The organism is Streptomyces sp. SL06 (assembly GCF_058244745.1).
Genome location: NZ_JBSYOT010000002.1, coordinates 4,120,262 through 4,135,660 on the forward strand (window position 1 = coordinate 4,120,262; position 15,399 = coordinate 4,135,660).

The 15,399-nt window shown below is 72.2% G+C and carries 14 protein-coding genes and 1 pseudogene; 9 read left to right on the top strand and 6 right to left on the bottom strand.

Annotated elements, in window-relative coordinates; translation table 11 throughout:
- Entirely contained in the window at nt 1-849 is an 849-nt protein-coding gene (locus AC4IHM_RS18885; RefSeq protein WP_490868188.1) for a helix-turn-helix domain-containing protein, read from the top strand.
- On the opposite strand, the gene AC4IHM_RS18890 is transcribed toward AC4IHM_RS18885, so the two are convergent.
- Nucleotides 839-1,117 carry a hypothetical protein gene (locus AC4IHM_RS18890; protein ID WP_490868189.1) on the bottom strand — a complete coding sequence of 93 codons (279 nt, stop codon included), beginning with the start codon at nt 1,115-1,117 and terminating at the stop codon, nt 839-841. The genes AC4IHM_RS18885 and AC4IHM_RS18890 overlap by 11 nt on opposite strands.
- Nucleotides 1,095-1,514, bottom strand: a complete 420-nt coding sequence (locus AC4IHM_RS18895) for an ATP-binding protein (RefSeq protein WP_490868190.1) — start codon at nt 1,512-1,514, stop codon at nt 1,095-1,097. The genes AC4IHM_RS18890 and AC4IHM_RS18895 overlap by 23 nt, the downstream gene beginning before the upstream one ends.
- Nucleotides 1,515-1,691: 177 nt before the next feature.
- On the opposite strand from AC4IHM_RS18895, the gene AC4IHM_RS18900 reads away from it, so the two are divergent.
- The 3 genes from AC4IHM_RS18900 to AC4IHM_RS18910 all read left to right on the top strand — a co-directional run bounded on the left by AC4IHM_RS18900 (nt 1,692) and on the right by AC4IHM_RS18910 (nt 3,663).
- Nucleotides 1,692-2,561 (top strand): helix-turn-helix domain-containing protein, encoded by an 870-nt coding sequence (locus tag AC4IHM_RS18900; RefSeq protein ID WP_490870867.1) that lies wholly within the window; start codon nt 1,692-1,694, stop codon nt 2,559-2,561.
- Entirely contained in the window at nt 2,558-2,737 is a 180-nt protein-coding gene (locus tag AC4IHM_RS18905) for a DUF397 domain-containing protein (protein WP_490868191.1), read from the top strand. The genes AC4IHM_RS18900 and AC4IHM_RS18905 overlap by 4 nt, the downstream gene beginning before the upstream one ends.
- 122 nt (nt 2,738-2,859) lie before the next feature.
- Nucleotides 2,860-3,663, top strand: a complete 804-nt coding sequence (locus tag AC4IHM_RS18910; RefSeq protein ID WP_490868192.1) for an RpnC/YadD family protein — start codon at nt 2,860-2,862, stop codon at nt 3,661-3,663.
- A 70-nt stretch (nt 3,664-3,733) separates the two neighbouring features.
- Here the strand turns inward: AC4IHM_RS18910 and serC are convergent, their stop codons facing one another.
- Nucleotides 3,734-4,852 (bottom strand): phosphoserine transaminase, encoded by a 1,119-nt coding sequence (gene serC, locus AC4IHM_RS18915; RefSeq protein ID WP_490868193.1) that lies wholly within the window; start codon nt 4,850-4,852, stop codon nt 3,734-3,736.
- Between the two features lie 110 nt (nt 4,853-4,962).
- Here serC and AC4IHM_RS18920 point away from each other — a divergent pair, with 110 nt between their 5' ends.
- The gene (locus tag AC4IHM_RS18920) at nt 4,963-7,842 is read left to right on the top strand and encodes an FAD-binding and (Fe-S)-binding domain-containing protein (protein ID WP_490868194.1); all 2,880 of its coding nucleotides are present in this window, start codon (nt 4,963-4,965) and stop codon (nt 7,840-7,842) included.
- Nucleotides 7,843-7,945: 103 nt separating this feature from the next.
- Here AC4IHM_RS18920 and AC4IHM_RS18925 read toward each other — a convergent pair whose 3' ends face one another.
- Nucleotides 7,946-8,398 (bottom strand): NUDIX hydrolase, encoded by a 453-nt coding sequence (locus AC4IHM_RS18925; RefSeq protein WP_490868195.1) that lies wholly within the window; start codon nt 8,396-8,398, stop codon nt 7,946-7,948.
- A gap of 278 nt (nt 8,399-8,676) precedes the next feature.
- Here AC4IHM_RS18925 and AC4IHM_RS18930 point away from each other — a divergent pair, with 278 nt between their 5' ends.
- Nucleotides 8,677-9,657 (top strand): EamA family transporter, encoded by a 981-nt coding sequence (locus AC4IHM_RS18930; RefSeq protein ID WP_490868196.1) that lies wholly within the window; start codon nt 8,677-8,679, stop codon nt 9,655-9,657.
- A 108-nt stretch (nt 9,658-9,765) separates the two neighbouring features.
- Here AC4IHM_RS18930 and pdxH read toward each other — a convergent pair whose 3' ends face one another.
- The gene (gene pdxH, locus AC4IHM_RS18935; RefSeq protein ID WP_490868197.1) at nt 9,766-10,452 is read right to left on the bottom strand and encodes a pyridoxamine 5'-phosphate oxidase; all 687 of its coding nucleotides are present in this window, start codon (nt 10,450-10,452) and stop codon (nt 9,766-9,768) included.
- A gap of 271 nt (nt 10,453-10,723) precedes the next feature.
- On the opposite strand from pdxH, the gene AC4IHM_RS18940 reads away from it, so the two are divergent.
- Together AC4IHM_RS18940 and AC4IHM_RS18945 are read left to right on the top strand one after the other, a co-directional pair.
- Nucleotides 10,724-11,824, top strand: a complete 1,101-nt coding sequence (locus tag AC4IHM_RS18940) for a citrate synthase 2 (RefSeq protein ID WP_490868198.1) — start codon at nt 10,724-10,726, stop codon at nt 11,822-11,824.
- A 436-nt stretch (nt 11,825-12,260) separates the two neighbouring features.
- A pseudogene (locus AC4IHM_RS18945) lies at nt 12,261-13,665 on the top strand (PAS domain-containing protein).
- Nucleotides 13,666-13,719: 54 nt separating this feature from the next.
- Here the strand turns inward: AC4IHM_RS18945 and AC4IHM_RS18950 are convergent.
- The gene (locus AC4IHM_RS18950; RefSeq protein ID WP_490868199.1) at nt 13,720-14,475 is read right to left on the bottom strand and encodes an SIS domain-containing protein; all 756 of its coding nucleotides are present in this window, start codon (nt 14,473-14,475) and stop codon (nt 13,720-13,722) included.
- A 200-nt stretch (nt 14,476-14,675) separates the two neighbouring features.
- On the opposite strand from AC4IHM_RS18950, the gene AC4IHM_RS18955 reads away from it, so the two are divergent.
- Complete coding sequence (locus AC4IHM_RS18955; protein ID WP_490868200.1) at nt 14,676-15,368, top strand: iron-dependent transcriptional repressor DtxR; 693 nt, start codon at nt 14,676-14,678, stop codon at nt 15,366-15,368.
- Nucleotides 15,369-15,399: the final 31 nt, after the last annotated feature.

The following is a 15,399-nucleotide window of genomic DNA, read 5'->3' on the forward strand; positions in this document are numbered from 1 at the left end:
GTGAGCACGGATTATCAAAGGGCGCGCGAGGAACTGGGGCGCAGGCTCCGCGAACTCCGGGTCGAAAGCCCTCTGGGCCGTCTCACCGGCACGCAGTTGTCTCAGCGTCTTGGCTGGCAGCAGTCGAAGGTCAGCAAGCTGGAGAACGGCCGCCAGACCCCCACGGACGGTGACCTGCTGGCGTGGGCCGAGGCGACCGGCCAGGCCGCTGTCTACGACGAACTTCGCGGCAGGCTCAGGGGTTTCGAGAGCCACATCCGCTCTTGGCGGCGCCAGTTGGCGGCGGGGCATCGCCCGGTTCAGGAGAGGTGGAACACCCTCGTCTCCGGCTCGCGAACCCTGCGTGTGTGGGAGCACGGCACCATCTGCGGTCTGCTCCAGACGGCCGACTATGCCCGGCACGTGTTCGAGCGCCATGCCGAACTCCAGAGGTCCCCGCGGGACGCGGAGGAAGCGGTCAGGGTTCGTATGAAACGGCAGGAGTGGCTGTACCGGCCGGGTAAGCGGTTGGACCTGATCATGTGCGAGGGTGCGCTGCACTCGCGCGTGTGCCCTGCGGACGTACTGACCGCCCAACTCGACCGACTGCACGGGGTGGTGGGCATGAGTACCGTCAACATGGGCATCGTGCCCCTGGATGCCGCGCTGCGTCTGCCGCCGGGCAATCCGTTCTGGATTCTGGACGACCGGCTGGTCGTCGCGGAGGACTGGCATGCCGAACTCTGGCTCGACGACGCCGAAACGATTGCCCTCTACCGGCGGGTGTGGGAGACCTTCGCCGAGGCCGCCGTCTACGGTGCCGAGGCGCAGCAGGTGATCGCGCGGGTGCGCCGGAGTGTCAAGGTCTGAGGACGTACGGCCGCACCACGTCGTCCTCGGCCGGCCGGGGCGGGGGCGGTGGGGGATCCGGCTGCGTCCAGCAGGGCTCGTCGGTCGGCCACGGAAGGTAACGGCCCGCCGCGCGGCAGCGCTTGTGCCAGCGGCGCCAGCGGGCGTCGTACGGGCTGGGGAGCGGCCACACGTACGGGTCCGGTTCGCGTACCTCGCGGAGGAGGGCCGCCGCCGCTCTGTCGCCGCGCCGCCGGGTGAGGGCCTCACGGAGCCGCCGGAGCCGCATCGCGCCTCCCCGCGAGCGTGAGGCGCGCCCAGACGCACTTCGTGTACGGGTCCTGCCGGCAGCCCCAGTCGTCCGACAGCGCCGATACGAGGGCCAGGCCGCGTCCGCCCTCCTCGTCCAACGCCGGTGTGTGCGGACGGGGTTGCCGGTCCCGGTCAGGGTCGGACACCTCAAGCGTCAGCTCGGTGCCATTCATGGTGAGGGTCACCCTGACCTGGGCGTGCGAGACCTGGCAGTGCAGCACGGCGTTGGTGACCAGCTCGCTCACCAGCAGCACCACGGGGTCGGCCAGGTCGTCGGCGACGCCCCAGTCCGCGAGCGTTTTGCGGGCGCGTTGTCGTGCGCCGGGGACGTGACGACGGTGCTTGGGGATGCGGAAGGTCTCGGTTGCGGGCATGGGTGTGCCGACCTCCTGACGGAGTGACAAGTTGCGAAGCGGCAAGCTGCGTTGGTTCATGAGGCTATTGCTGCCTGTGGCGTATTCGCAACCTATCGAGGTGCATACATGCTGTTGGATGTATGTTCGGCTTCGGCTTGCTCTAGAGTCTGGTTGCGATGGAGAGAGGTGGCTGGGATGCCCGTTGGGGGACGACCGACCGTGCGCAGCAGGCGACTTGGCACCGCGCTGCGGACATACCGACTGGCCGCGAAAATGGACCAGTTGCAGGCGGCCGAGGTGATCGCGGCGCATCAGACCAGGGTCAGTCGTATAGAGACCGGGCATGTGTCCGCGCGTCCGCTGGAGATTCGCGCCCTACTGGATGCGTATGCGGTACACGATCCCAACGTCCGGGCCAAGCTTGAGGAACTGGCGCGCAAGTCGAAACGCCGTGGCTGGTGGCTTGAGCATGCGGCGCATCTGCGGCCGGACTACGTGGATCAAATCGCTCTGGAGGATGACGCGACGTACATCCGTGAGTGGCAGCCCGTATTGGTGCCGGGGCTGCTGCAAACGCCTGCCTACGCAAAAGAGGTCGTCGCGGCAACGCCTCACTACATCGCTCCTGAACGGATCGCTCAGCTAGTGAGTGTGCGCGAGGCTCGGCAGGCCAAGATCGAGGAAGGTGGCGCCACATACACGGCCATCCTCTGGGAGGCAATCATCACGCAGCCGATTGTGAGCACCGGGATTCACGAGGAACAGCTGTCCAAGATTCTTGAGGTCGGCAGGCGGAAGAACATCACCATTCAGGTGCTGCCATTCAGCGCCGGGGCGGTGGCCGGTTCGACCTACGCATTTTCTTCCTTCAGCTTCGAGTCGGAGCCCACCGTCGAAGCCGTAACCATGGAGAACCTGCGAGGTACCTCAGTCTTGGAAGCTCCCGAGGATCTTGCCGCTTACGCCAATGCGTTCGACCAACTACGATCGGCAGCGCTGGCACCGGAGACCAGTGCGCGCCTCATTAGGAGCGTGCTGAGTAGTAGCAAGGAGAACGCATCGTGACCGAGGTCGTAAGCATCTTCCGGAAGTCGTCGTACTCCGCAGGAGAGGGCAACTGCGTCGAGGTCGCCGACACAGCACCCGGCGGTCGGGCTGTCCGTGACAGCAAGCGGCAGGATGGCCCCTTGCTCACCGTCTCCCGCGAGGGCTGGCAGGCCTTCCTGCGTCAGTTCGTGTAGGGCTTCGCACACACGGAGGGCGCCCTTCGTCGTCGTACCGGTGGCGTCTGCGCCTTCTGGCGTAGGCCGCAATCGAGCCCCTGGACACGGATCTCACCGAGATCAGGCCACTTGAGCGCCGAGTGGACAGCGTGTTCCGGGTGCATGTGGCCGGCGAGGAGGGCGGCTTCGTGCTCGCCGTCGAGTCGCAGGGCAAGCCCGATCCGGACAAGCACAACAGCTGGACGTACTACTTGGCCCACATGTATGCCAAGTACCGGGTGCCGCCGTTCCTTCTGGTGGTGTGCAAGGACAAGGCAACCGCGTCGTGGGCGGCGGAACCGATCCGTGTCGGGCGCGGGTTCCACACGAGCATGGTCGTCTTCCCGCTGGTGCTGGGCCCTGGAGTTCTCCCCGTGATCACTGACGCGGACGAGGCGGCCCGGGACCTTGGAGTCGCCGTCTTCTCCGCGCTCGCCTACGCCAAGGATCCGGGGCTGACTGCGATACTGGACGCGCTGGCGTCAGGAGTGGCGGAAGACGCCGAGAAGTCCGGGTCCAGGGGCAACCGCGAGATGGACGAGCGCGGGGACGTGGACCGTGTGGACTGGGCGGAGATCGTCGAAATCGGTCTGGGCGAGGGCCCGGGTCGTGAGTACTGGAGGCATCTGATGGCCACTTACACCCCGAACTTTCCGGGCAGCAACACGATCGTCGAGGAGTCCTGGCTCGAAGGCCGCGCCAAGGGCCAGAGCGAGGGCAAGGCGGAAGGCAAGGCGGAAGGCAAGGCGGAGGCCATTCTGCACATCCTTGAGGCGCGGGGTATCGAGGTCTCCGACTCCGTCCGGGAGCGGGTCACCGACTGCACCGATCTCGACGTGCTGGGGACCTGGCTCGACCGCTCCCTCGGCGTGACGCGCGCTGAGGAACTGTTCGTCGAGGAGTAGAGCGTACGGATGCGCGAAGGGCGCCCGGTGATTCGATCGCCGGGCGCCCTTTGGCTGTTGTTGCCGGAGGCTACAGCTTCTCGATCACGTAGTCGACGCACTTCGTGAGGGCCTCGACGTCCGTCGGGGCGATCGCCGGGAACATCGCGACGCGGAGTTGGTTGCGGCCGAGCTTGCGATAGGGCTCGGTGTCGACGATGCCGTTGGCGCGCAGGACCTTGGCGACGGCGGCGGCGTCGATGTCGTCGGCGAAGTCGATGGTGCCGATGACCTGGGAGCGCTTGGCCGGGTCGGAGACGAACGGGGTGGCGTACTTGGACTCGTCCGCCCAGGTGTACAGGCGGGTCGAGGAGTCCTTGGTGCGGCCGGTGGTGAAGTCCAGGCCGCCCTGGCCGTTCATCCAGTCCAACTGCTCGCCCAGGAGGAAGAGCGTGGCCAGCGCCGGGGTGTTGTACGTCTGGTTCTTGCGGGAGTTGTCGATCGCCGTGGGCAGGGAGAAGAACTCCGGGACATGGCGGCCGGAGGCGTGGACGCGCTCGGCACGCTCGATCGCGGCCGGGGAGAAGAGGCCGATCCACAGGCCGCCGTCGGAGGCGAAGGACTTCTGCGGGGCGAAGTAGTAGACGTCGGTCTCCGCGATGTCGACCGGAAGGCCACCGGCGCCGGAGGTCGCGTCGACCAGGACGAGGGCGCCCTCGTCGGCACCGGCCACGCGCTCGATGGGCATGGCGACACCGGTCGAGGTCTCGTTGTGCGTGAGGCCGTACACGTCGACGCCGGCCTCGGCACGTGCCTCGGGGTGCGAGCCCGGGTCGGCGGAGACGACGGTCGGCTCGGCCAGCCACGGGGCGAGCTTGGCCGCCTTGGCGAACTTGGAGCTGAACTCGCCGAAGCTCAGGTGCTGCGACTTGTTCTCGATCAGACCGTGGGTCGCGATGTCCCAGAACGCCGTGGAGCCGCCGTTGCCGAGGATCACCTCGTAGCCGTCGGGGAGCCGGAACAGCTCCCGGATGCCCTCGCGGACCTTCCCGACCAGGTTCTTGACGGGGGCCTGGCGGTGGGAGGTGCCGAGCAGGGACGTACCGGTGGCGGCCAGGGCGTCCAGCGCCTCCACCCGCACCTTGGAGGGACCCGCGCCGAATCGACCGTCCGCGGGCTTGATGTCAGCAGGAATCTGGATCTCAGCCACGAGCCGGAGCGTATCCCCTCGGCGAAACCGGACGAAGTCATGTCCGTCCGATGAGACGGGATATCCGCCGTGCGGACCTGTGCCGGGCCGTGAGCGCTCATGCTGGAGGCATGACCGATCTGGAGGCAGCACTGCGCAGGGCCGTCCGCGGCGAGGTCGGGTTCGACATCACGTCCCGGGCGCTGACCACCATGGACGCGTCGAACTACCGGAGGGTCCCGCTCGGTGTCGTGGCACCGGCGGACGCCGACGACGTGGCGGCCGTACTGGAGGTGTGCCGGACGCACGGGGTGCCGGTCGTGCCGCGGGGCGGCGGTACGTCGATCGCCGGGCAGGCGACGGGTACGGGTGTGGTGCTGGACTTCACCCGGCACATGAACCGGCTGGTCTCGCTCGACCCGGAGGCGCGCACGGCCGTCGTCCAGCCGGGGCTGGTCCTCGACCGGCTCCAGCGGTCCGCCGCCCCGCACGGGCTGCGCTTCGGTCCCGACCCCTCCACCCACAGCCGGTGCACGCTCGGCGGGATGATCGGCAACAACTCGTGCGGCTCCCACTCGGTGGCCTGGGGCACGACGGCGGACAGTGTGCGCGAGCTGACGGTGCGCACCGCGCGCGGGCGGCGGCTGCGGCTCGGGCCGGACTGGGCCGGGGCGCCGGAGGGCCTGCGGGAGCTGGTGGACGGCGACCTGGCGCGGCTGCGCACCGGCTTCCCCGACCTGCCCCGCCGCATCTCCGGCTACGCGCTGGACGCCCTGCTGCCGGAGCGGGGCGCGGACGTGGCCCGCTCCTTCTGCGGCTCGGAGGGCACGCTGGGCGTGCTGACGGAGGCCGTCGTACGCCTGGTCGAGGCGCCCCGCGCGCGGGCGCTGGCGGTGCTGGGCTACGCCGACGAGGCCGGCGCGGCGGAGGCGGCGGCCGGGCTGCTGCCGCTCGGACCGCTGACGGTGGAGGGCATGGCGGTGGACCTGGTGCCCTCCACGCGGGGCCTGCCGAGGGGCGGGGCCTGGCTGTTCGTGGAGACGGGCGGCGACACGGAGACGGAGGCACGCGCGCGTGCCGGGGCGGTGGTGCGGGCGGCGGACGTCGTGGACGCGCTGGTGGTCACCGACCCGGCCGGGCAGCGGACGCTGTGGCGGATCAGGGAGGACGCGAGCGGTACGGCGACGCGGATGCCGGACGGCTCGGAGGCGTGGCCGGGCTGGGAGGACTGCGCGGTGCCGCCGGCCAGGCTGGGCGCCTACCTGCGGGACTTCCGGGGCCTGCTGTCCGCCCACGGACTGCGCGGCACGCCGTACGGGCACTTCGGCGACGGCTGCATCCACGTGCGTATCGACTTCGACCTGCTGAGCGAGGCGGGCGTCGCCCGGTTCCGCCGCTTCTCGCAGGAGCTGGCGGACGTGGTGGTGGCGCACGGGGGCTCGCTGTCGGGGGAGCACGGGGACGGGCAGGCGCGGGCGGAGCTGCTGCCGAGGATGTACGGCGAGGAGACGGTGGCCCTCTTCGAGCGGGCGAAGGCCGTCTGGGACCCGGACGACCTCCTCAACCCCGGCATGCTGGTCCGCCCGGCCCCGCTCGACGCGAACCTCCGCTTCTCCGTCCTGCCGCGGGAACCGGTGGCCGTGGAGTTCGGCTACCCGTCCGACGGCGGCGACTTCTCGGCGGCGGTCCGCCGCTGCGTGGGGGTCGCCAAGTGCCGTACGACATCGGCGGCGGGGGCGTCGGTCATGTGCCCGTCGTTCCGGGCGACCGGCGAGGAGGAGCACTCGACGCGCGGGCGGGCCCGCCTGCTGCACGAGATGCTCGCCGGGGAGCTGGTGACGGACGGCTGGCGGTCGACGGAGGTCCGGGACGCCCTGGACCTCTGCCTGTCCTGCAAGGGCTGCCGCTCCGACTGCCCGGTCGAGGTGGACATGGCCACGTACAAGGCGGAGTTCCTGCACCACCACTACGCGGGGCGCCGCCGCCCGGCCGCCCACTACGCGATGGGCTGGCTGCCGGTGTGGCTGCGCTGGGCGGCACGGGCGCGGGTGGCGCCGCTGGTCAACGCGCTCGCGTCCGTGGGCCCGTTGGCCGCCGTGGCGAAACGGCTGGGCGGGATCGCGGGGGAGCGGGAGGTGCCGCGTCTTGCGGGGGAGACGTTCAGCCGGTGGTGGCGCAGGCGGCGTCCGGCCGCCGGGCCGAGGGGCGACCTGGTGGTCCTGTGGCCCGACACCTTCACCGAGCACCTCTCGCCCTCCGTCGGCCGGGCGGCCGTACGGGTCCTTGAGGCGGCGGGGCTGCGGGTGGCGCTGCCGCCGACGCTGCGGGGACGTGCCGCGGTCGGCGACGGTACGTCGAGATCGGCGGCCTCTCTCCTGCCGCTCCCGAGCGCCCGCCGGGGCCGGGTCTGCTGCGGGCTGACGTATGTGTCGACGGGCCAACTGGACCGCGCCCGCGCGGTGCTGCGGCGCACGCTCGATCTGATGGCCCCGGTGCTCGAGACGGCCGCGCCGGTCGTCGTCCTGGAGCCGAGCTGCGCCGCCGCGCTGCGCACCGACCTCCCCGAGCTGCTGCACGACGACCCGCGGGCGGCGCGGCTCGCGGCCCGGGTCCTCACCTTCGCGGAGGCCCTGGAGCGCCACGCCCCCGACTGGACGCCGCCCGTCCTGGACCGCCCGGTCACCGGCCAGACCCACTGCCACCAGCACGCGGTCCTGGGCGACACGGCCGACCGCCGTCTGCGCGAGGCGGCGGGCCTGACCGGTGAGCTGGCCGGCGGCTGCTGCGGTCTCGCGGGCAACTTCGGCTTCGAGGACGGCCACTACGAGGTCTCCGCCGCCTGCGCGGAGGACCAGTTGCTCCCGGCGGTGCGCGAGGCACCGGACGAAGCGGTGGTCCTGGCGGACGGCTTCTCGTGCCGCACTCAGCTGGAGCAACTGGCCGGGGTGCGGGGGCGGCACCTGGCAGAGATCCTCGCCGAAGGACTCGACCCCTCCCCGAAAAACCAGTGACAAAACCACCCCCTCTGTCCTCCACCCGCTCAATCGAGCAGAACCGCGGCTCCCCGGACAGCACAACCGGCGCGCACCCCGAGGCCGTACCCGGACACGCCCCTCAGAGCGCCGTCTCGCCCCGGGCCAGCGGGCGGCACACCGGCTGGACCTCCTCGGGGAGGTCGTCCGGGCGGCACCAGCGGGCCTCCAGGATCTCCGACGGGTCCAGGCGCAGCTCGCCGCCGAGCAGCCGGGCCTCGTACGCCACCTCCAGGCGGGTGCGCAGGCCGCTGTTGAGCATGACCAGGCGGCCCACCTCGACATCGAGGTCCGTCTCCTCCTTGACCTCGCGGACCACGGTCTTGCGGAAGTCCTCGCCCCTGCGCGCGAAGCCGCTCGGCAGACCCCACTGGCGGCCCGGCGGCCACATCCGGTGCTTCAGCAGCAGGACCCGTCCCTCGTCGTCGCGCACGACGCCGGTCACGCCGACCACGTACTTGGTGTGCAGCAGCCACATGACGCGGCTCTGAAAGGGGCGCAGCAGCCGCCAGAGGCGGACAAGGAGTCGTCGCACGGGACCTCGGGGTGTGGGGTGGAGCGCGATGGGGTGACGGGTTCGCCAGGGGGACGGTACCCGCCGCGCGCGTCCCCTCCCGCTGTTCCCCCTCCTTCCTTGCCGTTCGGTCCGTATGACGGACGGGCTTGACCCGGGTGGGGCGAGGGACTCATCGTCAGGCACATGGGCGTTGTACGGTCCTGTCCGCAGGTCACTATCCTGGACCGGCCGGTGCAGTGCGGTGCGCGATGCCCGGCAGGGTTCCGTCAGCCGCGCCAAGCCCCCAGGAAGGCCCCGTGACCACCCCCAGTGCCGCCATCCCGCCCACCCGGCCCGCCGCGTCCGTGGCGGACGGGGGCTCCACGCCGGCCCCGGCGGGCGCCCCGCGCGGGCGGGGCTCCCTGGGGCCGGTCGGTTTGGTCCTCGCCGGCGGGCTCTCCGTGCAGTTCGGCGCCGCGCTGGCGGTGAGCCTGATGCCCCGGGCGGGGGCGCTCGGCGTGGTGACCCTGCGGCTCGTGGTGGCCGCCGTCGTCCTGCTCCTGGTCTGCCGCCCCCGGCTGCGCGGCCACTCCCGGGCCGACTGGCGCACGGTCGTCGTCTTCGGCGTCGCCATGGCCGGCATGAACGGCCTCTTCTACCAGGCCGTCGACCGCATCCCGCTCGGCCCCGCCGTCACCCTGGAGGTGCTCGGCCCGCTCGCCCTGTCCGTCTTCGCCTCCCGCCGCGCGGTCAACCTGCTCTGGGCCGCGCTCGCCCTGGCCGGCGTCGTCCTGCTCAGCGGCGGGGGCTTCGACGGCCTCGACCCGGCCGGTGCCGCCTTCGCGCTGGCGGCGGGCGCGATGTGGGCGGCGTACATCGTCTTCAGCGCGCGCACCGGCCGCCGCTTCCCGCAGGCCGACGGGCTGGCCCTCGCGATGGCCGTCGGGGCGCTGCTCTTCCTGCCGCTGGGCATCGCGGAGTCGGGCGCCAAGCTCGTCGACCCGGTGACCCTCGCACTGGGGGCAGGGGTCGCCCTCCTGTCCTCCGTCCTCCCCTACACCCTCGAACTCCTCGCCCTGCGCCGCCTGCCCGCCCCCACCTTCGCCGTACTGATGAGCCTGGAGCCCGCCATCGCCGCCACGGCCGGGTTCCTCGTCCTGGACCAGGCCATGTCCGCCACCCAGTCCGCCGCCATCGCCCTGGTCGTCGCGGCGAGCATGGGGGCGGTGCGTACCCAGGTGGGCCGGGGGAGCCGGGGGAGGCGCCGGCTGCCGGGGCCGGAGGCCGACGTGGGGTGACCCTGGCCCCGCCCACCGCTCAGCCGAGCGGAGCGTGAACACTTTCCTCGAAAGTGTTCACGCTTTTTTACGAACCATGGCCACCCGGCGCGCGCCTCGCCGACCTCCTCACGGGCTGAGCCGCTCCACCCGCCAGCCGCCGTCCGCCCGGGACACGTACCGCAGCCGGTCGTGCAGCCGGTTCTCGCGGCCCTGCCAGAACTCCACCGCCCGCGGCGCCACCCGGAACCCGCCCCAGTGCGGCGGCACCGGCACCTGCTCGTCCTCCGGGTAGCGCGCCGCCAGCTCCGCGTACGCGGAGTCCAGGGCGTCCCGGCCGGCCACCACCGAGGACTGCGCGCTGGCCCAGGCACCCAGCTGGGAGCCGTGCGGCCGGGTCCGGAAGTACGCCGCGGTCTCGTCCCGGCCGGTGCGCCGCGCCACGCCCGTGACCACGACCTGCCGGGCCATCGGATGCCAGGGGAACAGCAGCGAGACATGCGGGTTCTCGCCCAGCTCGTGCGCCTTGCGGGAGTCGTAGTTGGTGTAGAAGACGAACCCCTGCTCGTCGAAGTGCTTCAGCAGCACCGTGCGGGAGCCGGGCCGGCCCCGCGCGTCGGCCGTGGAGACGACCATGGCGTTCGGCTCGAACAGCCCGCCCTCCGTCGCGGCCTGCTTGAACCAGCGCGCGAACTGCTCGACGGGGGTCGCGGCCAGCTCGGCCTCGGACAGCCCCTCGGCGCGGTACTGCTTGCGCATCGAGGCGAGATCGAACGGCACGGCGGAGGCGGCTTCGCGGTCGGTCACGGCGCCCATCCTGCCGTATGCGCACCGCGGCCCGCCCGGCCCCCCGGCACCCGCGGTGTCCTTCGTCACGCCGTGGCACCGAGTGCCGCGACCCCTCCCCAACCGGGGCACTCGGGGATATGGTGCTTGGTCCCGCTCCGGCCGTACGACCGACGGCCGTACGGGGCATCCCAGAGGTGACCGCCGGGACCGCGAGTCGAGGACGAGACCGTGGATCCCTGGAGGCGCCGCACCGCCTTCGCCCAGGTCGCCGAAGATCACGATCACGAGGAGCCGCCTGATGTCCGACTTCGTACCCGGGCTAGAGGGAGTCGTCGCCTTCGAGACGGAGATCGCCGAACCCGACAAGGAGGGCGGCGCCCTTCGCTACCGCGGCGTCGACATCGAGGACCTGGTCGGGCACGTCTCCTTCGGCAACGTGTGGGGCCTGCTCGTCGACGGGGCCTTCAACCCCGGCCTGCCGCCCGCCGAGCCGTTCCCGATCCCCGTGCACTCCGGTGACATCCGCGTCGACGTGCAGTCGGCGCTGGCCATGCTGGCGCCGGTCTGGGGCCTCAAACCCCTCCTGGACATCGACGCGGGGCAGGCCCGCGCGGACCTCGCCCGAGCCGCCGTCATGGCCCTGTCCTACGTCGCCCAGTCCGCCCGCGGCCAGGGCCGGCCCATGGTCCCGCAGCGCGAGATCGACAAGGCCCGGTCGGTCGTCGAACGCTTCATGGTCCGCTGGCGCGGGGAGCCCGACCCCAAGCACGTCGCCGCGGTCGACGCCTACTGGACCTCCGCCGCCGAGCACGGCATGAACGCCTCCACCTTCACCGCCCGCGTCATCGCCTCCACCGGCGCCGACGTGGCGGCGGCCCTCTCCGGGGCGGTGGGAGCCATGTCGGGACCGCTGCACGGCGGCGCCCCCTCCCGCGTCCTGCACATGATCGAGGAGATCGAGCGCACCGGGGACGCCGAGGCCTACGTCAAGAAGACCCTCGACGCCGGCGAACGCCTCATGGGCTTCGGCCACCGCGTCTACCGCGCCGAGGACCCCCGCGCCCGCGTCCTGCGCCGCACCGCCCGCGAACTGGGCGCCCCGCGCTACGAGGTCGCCGAAGCCCTGGAGAAGGCCGCCCTGGCCGAGCTGCACGCCCGCCGCCCCGACCGGGTCCTGGCCACCAACGTCGAGTTCTGGGCGGCGATCGTGCTGGACTTCGCCGAGGTCCCGGCCCCCATGTTCACCGCGATGTTCACCTGCGCCCGCACCGCGGGCTGGTCCGCCCACATCCTTGAGCAGAAGCGCACCGGCCGCCTGGTCCGCCCCTCCGCCCGCTACACCGGCCCCGGCTCCCGCGACCCCCGCGAGATCGAGGGCCACACCGGCATCACGGCCTGACCCCGCCCGCGAACGCAGACGACCCGCGAGTCTGGTTCCTCCACTGGAGGAGCCGGCCGGACGTACCGGCGACTCGCGGGTCGGGTGACTGCTCGGGATTGGGCCGGCCGCACGCCATCTTCCACGCGCTGGTCCGGCACCGCACAGAGTGGATGCCGGGCCGCTAGCCCGCAGCCACCTCACGCGTCCGGTTCTCATACATCTGCCGAACCACCTCCCTTCTCGTGTACGGCCCACCATAAGAAGCGGCCGGGCACCGATCAATCGGTTTTCCGATCCGATTCGCCCCCGCTGTCCCGTGGGCCGGGTTTCCGCAGTACAACGATTTCCGCGAACTTGCGGGAACTCGGTGTGTGCTGCATCACGTTCGAGTTGAATGAAGGCCAGTGAGCGAACCGACGTACGGTACGGCGGACACAGCGCGCAGGGGGTCCAGGTGAGTGCTTCCCGGCATAGTGGGGCCACCGACGAGCTGGGGCCGGACGAGCCGGAACAGCCCGAGCGGGACGGCGCGGACCTGCTGGCCGCGCTGCTCGACGGGATGGACGCGGCCCTGTGCGCCTTCGACGCGGACGGCGTCGTCACCCACTGGAACCGCGAGGCCGAGCGGATCCTCGGCTGGAGCGCGGAGGAGGCCGTGGGCCGGCAGGGCTTCGCGGGGTGGGCCGTGCGCAGGGCGGACGCCGGTGAGGTCGAGGACCGGCTGCTGTCCGCGATGCGGGCCCCGGGGCGCCAGGTGAACGAGTTCGCGCTGCTGACCAAGGACGGCGGGCGGGTCCTGGTGCGCACCCAGTCCGCGGCGGTGCGCGGTCCCGACGGGAAGCCCGCGGGGGTGTACTGCGCGTTCAGCGAGGTGCACGCGCAGATCGACCTGGAGCGCTCCATCGCGCTGAGCGAGGCCCTGCTGGAGGACGCGAGCTGGGGGGTCGTCCTGGTCGACGCGGACCTGCGCCCGGCCGTGGTCAACGCGCACGCGGCGCGGGCACTGGGGGCCGGGCGCGCCTCCGTGCTGGGGCGGCCGCTCGGCGACCTGCTCGTCCAGGGCGTCGAGGAGGTGGAGAACGCGCTGACGCACGTCCTGGCCGAGGGGACGCCGCCCGCGCCCGCCGAGGTCTGGGTGAGCGTGCGCACCCCGGAGGGGGAGCGCCGCCGCTGCTGGCGCAGCGGGTTCGTGCGGCTGGCCTCGCCGCTCGCGGAGGAGCCGGTGCCGTTGGGCGTCGGCTGGCTGTTCCAGGAACGTCACGGAGTGGAAGCAGGGCGAGCAGGAGGCGGCTCTGCTGCGGTTCCGGGCCAATCAGCTGCACCGGGCGGCGCGGGCCGCGGCCGAGTGCGAGGACCCGGCGGAGGCGGCGGTCGTCCATCTCGACTTCGCGCTCGCCGGGTTCGCCGACCACGCGCTGATCGACCGGGTCGTGGGCGGCTCGGTGGTGGACACCGACGAGGCGGAGCCGGTCCGGCTGGTCCGGGTCGTGGCCACGCCGTCCGGCGCGCCGGGTCCGAGCGTGCCGTCCGGTACGTCCGGGATGCCGGTGCGCTACGGGGAGTCGCATCCGGCGGTGCAGTGCGTGGAGCGGGTGGGCTCGGTGCGGGCCAGCGCCGGGGTCCGGCCGGTGCCTGCCGAGAAGGCGCGGGCGTGGGCCGAGGCCCGCCAGTGGCCGTCGGACACGGTGCACGGCCTGTGCGCGGTGCTGCGCAGCCGGGGGCGGACGCTCGGCGTCGTGACGTTCCTGCGCAGCGGGGGGCGGAGCGCGTTCGAGCGGTCCGACGCGATGTACGCCGAGGACGTGGCGGTCCGGATCGCGACGGCGCTGGACCTGGCCGGCGCGGTGGACAAGCGGTAGCGGGGCGGCGGCGTGGTGCCGGGCAGGGGGCGCGCGGTGCCGTCCGCGGGCCGCTCAGCGCCGGTAGAAGATGCGGTCCCGGTACTCGTCCAGCACGCGCCCGTTCCATTCGTGGCCGCCGTCGACGTTGCCCGAGCGCAGCAGCGGCGGTTCGACGCCGCGCTCGGCGAGGGTGCCGGCCGCCGTCGCCATCACGGCCTGGAGCAGGGCGCTGGTGACGACCGTGGAGGCGGGCGCGAAGGGCGCCGGGACGGTGTCGAGGGTGAGTTCCGCGTCCCCGACGGCGATCTTGGAGTCCAGCACGATGTCGCAGTGGTCCTTGAGGAAGGTGCCGGAGACGTGCCGGGAGTCCGTCTCGGACGCGTAGGCCACCGAGGTCACGCCGATGACCCGGACGCCGAGGGCGCGGGCGTTCACGGCCATCTCCACGGGCAGGGCGTTGCGCCCGGACAGGGAGACGATCACCAGGGCGTCGCCCTCGCGCAGCGGGGAGGAGGCCAGTACGGCACTGGCGAGACCGTCGACGCGTTCGAGCGCGGAGCCGAGCGTGGCGGGCATCACGTCGACGCCGACGACGCCGGGCACGGTGAGCAGGTTCATCAGGGCGAGTCCGCCGGCGCGGTAGACCACGTCCTGGGCGGCGAGCGAGGAGTGACCGGCGCCGAAGGCGAAGAGCCGCCCGCCGTTCTGTACGGTGTCGGCGAGCAGCGTGCCGGCCGCCCCGATGGTCTCGGCCTCCTCGTCGCGGACGCGTCGCAGCAGGTCGATCGCCGCGTCGAGGTACTGGCCGGCCGGCTTGCGGTCGCTCATGCGGGGCCCCTTCGGTGTGGCTGCGTCGCGGATCACGGTGCGGTCTGGACCAGTGCGGTGTCAATACGGCGGGACGGGGGCCGCGGGCCCGGCTTTCGGCGGCGAGGCACGCTTGTCGGTGGTATGCGTCAGAATTGGGTTCAGGGCCAGCGCACGAGCCGGTGGGCCGTAGCCCTCGGCAATCTCATCAAGGGGCACGTATGTCCGGACTGATCGACACCACGGAGATGTATCTCCGCACCATCCTCGAGCTGGAGGAGGAAGGTGTGGTCCCGATGCGCGCCCGGATCGCCGAGCGGCTCGACCAGAGCGGCCCGACGGTGAGCCAGACGGTGGCGCGCATGGAGCGCGACGGTCTGGTGTCCGTGGCGGCCGACCGCCACCTGGAGCTGACCGAGGAGGGCCGGCGGCTGGCGACGCGGGTGATGCGCAAGCACCGGCTCGCCGAGTGCCTGCTCGTCGACGTGATCGGGCTGGAGTGGGAGCAGGTGCACGCCGAGGCGTGCCGCTGGGAGCACGTGATGAGCGAGGCCGTCGAGCGCCGCGTTCTGGAGCTGCTGCGGCACCCGACCGAGTCGCCGTACGGGAACCCGATCCCGGGCCTGGAGGAGCTGGGCGAGACGGACGCCGCCGATCCGTTCCTGGACGTGGGCATGGTCTCGCTGGCCGATCTCGACCCGGGGATCGAGGGCAAGACGGTCGTCGTGCGCCGGATCGGCGAGCCCATCCAGACGGACGCGCAGCTGATGTACACGCTGCGCCGGGCGGGTGTGCAGCCCGGTTCGGTGGTGAGCGTGACCGAGTCGGCGGGCGGGGTGCTGGTGGGCAGCGGCGGCGAGGCGGCCGAGCTGGAGGCGGACACCGCCTCCCACGTGTTCGTCGCCAAGCGCTGAGCGGACCGGCTCCCGGGCCGTCCCGCCCCGG